The following is a 1,809-nucleotide window of genomic DNA, read 5'->3' on the forward strand; positions in this document are numbered from 1 at the left end:
TGGTACGATTGGATCAATACCGGATGTTTCGGGGGGGATCAAACATGAGTACCTTAATTTCACGAAGCCGACATTTACTTTACCGGCAGAAGGTGGACCTTATGCTCTTTTTCCAAGTAATCCACGGCCCCATTCATCATCTATTATGACTGCAGAGCAGGCATCAGAGTTGATCTATAACTCCATTCAATTGGCGGGACTCAAAATAGATGAACCACCTGAAATTTTGTCCATCGATGCTGGTCCAACCCTACAAAGTATTTCATTTCGCTTACCCGCCCGTCTACAGCTCAGTGATCTTGTAAAAAAGAGAGATGATCTGGCAAACCATATCGGGCAAGACCAGGGGTTTGCGGTGGCCTCTTCTACTTTTCCAAGTTCAGCAGCTTTTGTAATACCACATCAAGAACGTGCATTTGTGTATATGAGTGATTTGGCAAATGAACTTAGGGAATTTTCTAAAACTGCTCAATTACCAATGGTGTTCGGGAAGGATATGGAGGGTAAACCAATTTTGGTAGATCTGGCCAAGTTGCCTCATTTGCTTGTGGCCGGGTTCACCGGATCGGGAAAGTCTGTTTATATCAATGGATTACTTACTTCTCTGGCAACAACACGTTCTCCGCAACAAGTGCAATTTTTGCTCATTGACCCCAAAATGGTAGAACTTACGATGTATACCGGCTTACCGCATTTAATCTCTCCACCTGTGACTGACCCGATGCGAGTGTCACTTTCACTTAAAAAAATAGTGGTAGAGATGGAGAAGCGGTATACACGTTTCGCACAAGCGGGTGTCCGTAATTTGTTGCAATATAATCGAAATCATCCACAAGAACAAATACCTTATATTGTAACAGTTATAGATGAATATGCTGATTTAATGGTACTTGCTAAAACAGATGTGGAGGACACCGTGCAACGTTTGACACAAATGGGTAGAGCTGCGGGAATTCATTTAATTATGGGTACTCAGCGTCCCAGTGTGGATGTGGTGACTGGTGTTATTAAATCAAATCTTCCGTCTCGGGTGGCATTTCAGTTGCGGAGTGTTTATGATTACAAAACTGTCCTGGATACAGGTAATCCACATTTACTTGGCGGCGGAGATGGGATCTGCATGCTGAACGGTGGAGGGCAAAAGAGATTCCAGTCGGCGGCAATCAGCGCGGATGATGATGAAACCACCCAGTATATTGAGGAACTCAAGCGTTATTGGCGGAATGAAATGCGGATGCATAAGGCCGATTCAGAGGAAGTGAATGAAAGTTCCTCGGTGTTTGCTACGACAATTGAAGAGGATGAAACGGAGCGAGCGGCTTCTATATCTGCAGAACAGAAACCATTAAGTGAATTCCCTACAGGAGAATGGACTGATTTAGAGGAAGCGGAGGAACCGCTTATCAATGAGAGTGTGTATGACCAGGTGATCCGCTTAGCGAGAGATCATAACGGAGTATCCGGCAGGTTGCTTCAGCAAGCGCTGAACATTGACTACATCTCAGCGGCTACTTATGTAGATCAACTCAGCAAAGAAGGGAAAGTGGCACCTGAGTATGATCCGGAGACAGGGTTGAAGCCTTGGCTAGTGGATAGCCGGGAGAGCGATGATGAATTGCTGCTGCGAGTTCAGCGAATGATTTGTGAGACGAGGTCCACCCGTTCCACCGATATTCAGCAAGCCCTTGGGATGCGCAAGGAGAAGGTACTGCAACTGATGGGCCAATTGGTGAAGTTGGATTTTCTACTTCCCCCGACAAGTACAAAAGGTGGTTATACGCTGGCCTGGGATGAGGATCAGATTCAAGT

General features: G+C 45.6%; 1 protein-coding gene. It reads left to right on the forward strand.

The window, feature by feature from the left end:
• Window positions 1–1,809, forward strand: a 1,809-nt coding sequence (locus ACQ76X_RS35790; protein ID WP_438498648.1) for an FtsK/SpoIIIE domain-containing protein, incomplete at both ends; no start/stop codon positions are given.

This window comes from Paenibacillus sp. IHBB 3054 (genome assembly GCF_051594305.1).
Classification (GTDB): Bacteria; Bacillota; Bacilli; order Paenibacillales; family Paenibacillaceae; genus Paenibacillus_AQ.